Here is a 5,743-nt window from a genome sequence, read left to right on the forward strand (position 1 = left end):
AGTGCCGGTGGGGCGGGCAAGACTGGCCGCCCCACCGGCACTCGATAGGGAGACGACCCTGTGGCGCTTGGCCTGCCTGCTGTGATACGTGCCTGTCTCTTCGACCTCGACGGCGTCATCACCGACACGGCCTCCGTCCATGCTGCTGCGTGGAAGGAGGCGTTCGACGCGTTCCTGCAACAGCGCGGGGGCGACGGGTTCCACCCGTTTACTGCGGACACGGACTACCGCGAGTTCGTCGACGGCCGGCCGAGAGCCGACGGCGTGCGGTGCTTCCTGTCCTCGCGCGGCATCGAATTGCCCGACGGCAGCCCCGACGACCCCCCGGGCCTGGACACCGTGCACGGCCTGGGCCGCTGGAAGAACGGCCTGTTCGAGGCCAGGATCCGCTCGCAGGGAGCCGAGGTGTACCGGGACACCATGGCCTACCTCATGGCGGCCCGTGATCAGGGGCTGCTCACAGCCGTCGTCACATCCAGCGCCAACTGCCGCGAGATCCTGAGGGCGGCGCGCGCGGAGACGCTCTTCGACGCCTGGATCGACGGCGTTGTGGCCGCGAGTCGGGACCTGCGGGGCAAGCCCCACCCCGACACGTTCCTGGCAGCAGCCCGCGACCTGGGCCAGCACCCCGCCCAGTGCGCGGTCTTCGAGGATGCGCAGGCAGGTATGGACGCCGGACGGTCGGGGCATTTCGGATGGGTGGTCGGCGTCGACCGGACAGGCCAGGCCGACGCGCTGTACGCGCACGGCGCCGACGCGGTCGTCAAGGACCTGAGAGACCTTGCCGGCACTCCCGATCGGCGGCCCCGGCCGTGATCAGCCACCCGTCCTACACAATCGAGCCGTGGGCACTGCGGGAGACCGCGCTGGACCTCGGCATGCTCGCCCACAGCGAGTCCCTCTTCGCACTGTCGAACGGGCACATCGGCTGGCGCGGCAACCTGGAGGAGGGGGAGCCGCACGGGCTGCCCGGCACCTACCTCAACGGCGTCCACGAATTGCACGCCCTGCCGTACGCGGAATCAGGCTACGGGTATCCCGAATCGGGCCAGACGATCGTCAACGTCACCAATGGCAAGATATTCCGGCTGCTCGTGGACGACGAGCCCTTCGACCTGCGCTACGGCCGACTGCACTCCCACGAGAGGGTGCTGGATCTGCGCTCCGGGCTGCTGCACCGCACCTGCGAGTGGACGTCGCCGGCCGGCCGCCGGGTCAGGGTGCGGTCCTCCCGCCTGGTGTCTCTGGCGCAGCGGTCCGTCGCAGCGATCGTCTACGAGGTAGAGCCGCTGGAGTGCGACGTCCGCGTCGTGGTGCAGTCCGAACTGGTCGCGAACGAGGAACTCCCGCAGTTCGAGGGGGACCCCCGTACCGCCAAGGCGCTGCGGTCGCCGCTCGAGCCCCTGGAGCACGCGGCGGAGGGCAGCAGGCTGAGGCTGCTGCACCGCACCCGCCGAAGCGGGCTCCGGGTGGCGGCAGCAGCCAGCCATGCAGTGAGCGGCCCGGAAGGCACCCAGCTCCGCAGCGAGAGCAGCGAGGACGTCGCCCGGCTGACGGCAACATCAGCACTCAGAGCGGGGCAGCGGCTCAGACTGGAGAAACTGGTCGCCTACGGCTGGTCGGCCACCCGGACGCTGCCGGGCCTGCGCGACCAGGTCGACGCCGCCCTCGCCGGAGCCGACAGCACAGGGTGGCGGGGACTGGCAGCCGAGCAGCGCCAGTACCTCGACAGCTTCTGGGCTCGTGCGGACGTCGAGGTCGACGGAGACGAGGAGATCCAGCAGGCCGTCCGCTTTGCGGCGTTCCATGTGCTGCAGGCGGGCGCCCGCGCGGAGGAACGCGCCCTGCCCGCCAAGGGGTTGACCGGCTCGGGGTACGACGGTCACACGTTCTGGGACACCGAGAGCTTCGTGCTGGCGATGCTGACCTACGCCGAGCCCTCGGCCGTGCGTGCGGCCCTGAGGTGGCGCCGGTCGACTCTCCCGGCCGCCCGGGAGCGGGCAGCCCAGCTCGGGCTGCGGGGTGCTGCGTTCCCATGGCGGACGATCGAGGGCGCCGAGTGCTCGGCCTACTGGCCTGCCGGCAGCGCCGCCTTCCACGTGAATGCCGACATCGCGGACGCGGTCGCACGCTACGTGTCCGCCACCGGCGACGAGGACTTTGACCGGGACTGCGGGCTGGAGCTGCTCGTGGAGACGGCGCGCATGTGGAGGTCTCTGGGACACCACGACCGCCGCGGGCGGTTCCACATCGACGGCGTCACCGGGCCGGACGAGTACACCGCGGTCAAGAACGACAACACGTACACCAACCTGATGGCGGCTGCGAACCTGACGGCCGCGGCGGACGCCGTCGCCCGGCACCCAGACCGCGCCGCTCGACTCGGGGTGGACGACGAGGAGGCCGCCGCGTGGCGGGACGCTGCGGACGCCGTGCACGTGCCGTACAGCCGCGAACTGCGCGTCCACGAGCAGCACGAGGGCTTCACGCGCCTCGAGCCCTGGGACTTCGCAGGTACCAGCCCCGACCAGTACCCGCTACTGCTGCACTTCCCCTACTACGACCTCTACCGCAAGCAGGTGGTCAAGCAGGCAGACCTCGTCCTGGCGATGTACACACGCGGGGAGTTCTTCGACCCCGAACAAAAAGCCCGGAACTTCGCCTACTACGAGCCGCTCACGGTGCGCGACTCCTCCCTGTCGGCCTGCTGTCAGGCCATCATGGCCGCAGAGGTCGGCCACCTGGGCCTCGCCTATCAGTACCTGCACGAAGCGGCCCTCATAGACCTGGAGGACCTGGAGAAGAACACGCGCGACGGACTCCACATGGCCTCCCTCGCGGGGACGTGGATGGCACTGGTCGCCGGGTTCGGCGGCATGCGGCCCCGAGGCGACTCTCTCGGCTTCGCACCCAGGCTGCCGGATGCGATCAGCCGGCTGGCGTTCAGGCTGGAGGTCAGGGGCCGCCGGCTTCGGGTCGAGATCGAGCACTCCCGCGTCACCTACACACTCCTGGACGGAGCGCCGCTGGGGCTGTGGCATTTCGACGAGCCGGTCGCCATCTCCACCGATGCGCCGCAGAGCCTCCGCCTCGAACGCCAGCCGCACCAGCCTCCGCCGCCCGGCCAGCCGCCTGGGCGGGAGCCCCGTAGCCATGACAGGAGCACTGGAACAGCCCATTCCGACGGAGTCCCGGCCGCCTGAAGACCCCGATCGGCCGGGCGCCGCGGGACCGCCTCAGAGGTCGTTTTCTCCCGATGTTTCATCCCATGATGCGGATTTGATCCGGTGATGTCGGGTCATGCCAGGAGATGGTGGCTTCACCGGTGAGGCGGCGGGCCATCAGGTCGGTCATCGCCAACTGGATCATGGCCTCGGAGCGGGCCGGGAGTGTCTCGTAGTCGCGGGCCAGGCGGCGGTGGAGCATGAACCAGCCGTAGGTCCGCTCGACCGTCCACCGCTTCGGTATCGGTGTGAATCCCCTGGTCCCGGGGGTGCGGGCGACGATTTCCATGTCGATGCCCAAAGTTGCGGCATGCTCGACGAGGTGCTGGCGGTAGCCGCCGTCGACCCACACCTTGCGGATGCCAGGATGGCCGGCAGCAACCTGGTCGAGCAACTGGGTGCCGACCACGGAGTCCTGGACACTGGCCGCGGTGACCAGCACCGCCAAGAGGAGGCCGATCGTGTCGGTCACGATGCCCCGCTTGCGGCCCACGATCTTCTTGCCCGCATCCGTGCCCTGACTCGCGGCGGGGACGCTGGTGGAGGTCTTCACGCTCTGCGCGTCGATCACGCAGGCCGACGGCTCCGCGTTCCGGCCCTCCCTGAGCCACGTCACTGGCATCCTGCAGAACGGAAACGACGATATGAACTTGGAGTGCAGTTGACCGACGCCTTGCGTGCAGTCATAAACGAGCTGACGTCCGACCCGTCCAACGCGTGGGCACGTGACCTCGGCTACCGTCCCGTGTGGGCCGGGTCTCCGTCCGCGCGGATCGCGATCATCGGCCAGGCACCGGGGCGGCGCGCCCAGGAAAGCGGTATCCCGTGGGACGACGCCAGCGGCGTACGTTTGCGCTCGTGGCTCGGTGTCCGCGACGACGAATTCTACAACCCCGCACTGTTCGCCATCGTGCCGATGGATTTCTACTTCCCGGGCAAGGGCAAGACGGGTGACCTGCCCCCGCGCAGGGACTTCGCGCCGCGGTGGCATCCGCGGATCTTCGCCGGGATGCCGGACATCACTCTCCGAGTGCTCATTGGCGCCCACGCGCAGCGGTTCTACCTCGCGGGCCGGGCTAAGGCGAACCTTACCCAGACCGTACAGTCCTATAGCGAATACCTCCCTACTGAGTTCCCGCTGGTGCACCCGTCACCGCTGAACTACCGCTGGCACGCGAAAAACACCTGGTTCACGGCCGAGGTCGTACCTGAACTGGCCCGCCAGGTGTCAATCGTGCTGGGACACGGATGAAGTGAGGGTGATCCAAGGCCGGGTAGTCAAGGCCCGAGGAAGATGCGTAAGGCGAGGGCGAGAGGCATCGCTCCACCAGAACGTGGGCGACGCGGTCCCGTTGAGGCAGGTGTCGACCAAGACACCCTGCCCCTGAAGCCGCGTTGTCCCTCCATTCTGCCTCTCCGCCCGCCCTGCCCCCGACGTCTTCGCCTCCGACCGCAGGGTGTTTCGCGGCCGGCCATCTGGGCGCCCTGACTCCGTTGCTCCCGTTCGAGTTGGTGGACGCCGTGCTGGAGGAGACCCGTGCGGTCCAACAGCGCCTGCGGGACCTGCCTTCCCGGGCCGGAGTGTACTTCCAGGTGGCGATGTGTCTGTTCCCGGAGGTCGGCTACCGGCTGGTGTGGGACAAGATGACCTCGGCCGTGGGCGGTGCCCTGCCCAAGCCCAGCACGAACGCGCTGCGCGATCTGCGCCGTCGTGTGGGATGCGCCCCGATCAAGACCCTGTTCGAGGTTGTCGCCGGGGTCCTGGCGCAGCCGCGCACCCCAAGGGTGTGCTTCGGCCCCTACCGCACGGTCTCCTTCGACGGCTGCAGATCGATCAAGGTGCCCGACAGGGAACGCAACCAGGACCGGCTGGGCCGGTGCTCGCGCGGCGGCTATCCCCAGACCGAGTTGATGACACTGGTCGAGACCGGCACCCGGGCACTGATCGGCGCGGTGTTCGGGCCCTGCCGGGAGGGTGAGACCTCCTCCGCCACCAGGCTACTGCACCATCTGGGCCCGGGATGCTGGTGCTGTTGGACCGGGGATTCGACAGCAACGACTTCCTCGCCGCCGCGCACGCCACCGGCACCCAGATCCTCGGCCGCATCAGCGGGCGCCGCTGCCCACCGGCCCTTGAGCGTCTCGCGGACTGCTCCTACCTCTGCGCGGAACCACAGCCTGGACCAGCCGGGCCGCCGCCCGCACCGCGATCTTCGATTTCATCGAGGGCTGGTACAACGTGCACCGACTGCACAGCAACCTCGACTGCTTCAGCCCCGCCGAGTACGAGACCCCACGCGCAGCCTGACCACCACACCAAAGATGTCCGCCAAAGCGGAACAAGCTCAGTAAGAAATTGCTCCTCCCGGGCGCTCACTTCCGAAGAGATCCACAGAGCCAGCGGCAGAGATGAAGCATGCCGCCGCCGGTGTTACCCCCGGTGCCCGGGCATGCATGGCAACGACGAAGGAGACGGATCCATGCCTCTCGAGGGTGAGTACGAGCCGAGCCCGGAGCAG

4 protein-coding genes and 1 pseudogene are annotated in these 5,743 nt (G+C 68.8%); 4 read left to right on the forward strand and 1 reads right to left on the reverse strand.

All coding sequences use genetic code 11. The features are described from left to right. Positions 1-60: 60 nt before the first annotated feature. Entirely contained in the window at positions 61-816 is a 756-nt protein-coding gene (locus VXC91_RS41725) for an HAD family hydrolase (RefSeq protein WP_329512579.1), read from the forward strand. Next, a complete protein-coding gene (locus tag VXC91_RS41730; protein ID WP_329512580.1) occupies positions 813-3,203 on the forward strand; it encodes a glycoside hydrolase family 65 protein in 2,391 nt (796 codons plus the stop codon). Before VXC91_RS41725 ends, VXC91_RS41730 begins: the two co-directional genes overlap by 4 nt. A 58-nt stretch (positions 3,204-3,261) precedes the next feature. Here VXC91_RS41730 and VXC91_RS41735 read toward each other — a convergent pair. Next, positions 3,262-3,831, reverse strand: a pseudogene (locus VXC91_RS41735) (transposase); the annotation flags it as partial. Between the two features lie 48 nt (positions 3,832-3,879). On the opposite strand from VXC91_RS41735, the gene VXC91_RS41740 reads away from it, so the two are divergent. Both VXC91_RS41740 and VXC91_RS47500 read left to right on the forward strand, forming a co-directional pair. Next, complete coding sequence (locus tag VXC91_RS41740; protein WP_329512581.1) at positions 3,880-4,476, forward strand: uracil-DNA glycosylase family protein; 597 nt, start codon at positions 3,880-3,882, stop codon at positions 4,474-4,476. 143 nt (positions 4,477-4,619) lie between these two features. Further along, positions 4,620-5,576 (forward strand): transposase domain-containing protein, encoded by a 957-nt coding sequence (locus VXC91_RS47500; RefSeq protein WP_425578500.1) that lies wholly within the window; start codon positions 4,620-4,622, stop codon positions 5,574-5,576. Positions 5,577-5,743: the final 167 nt, after the last annotated feature.

Origin of the sequence: Streptomyces chiangmaiensis, from assembly GCF_036281785.1 — a bacterium.
GTDB lineage: Bacteria > Actinomycetota > Actinomycetes > Streptomycetales > Streptomycetaceae > Streptomyces > Streptomyces chiangmaiensis.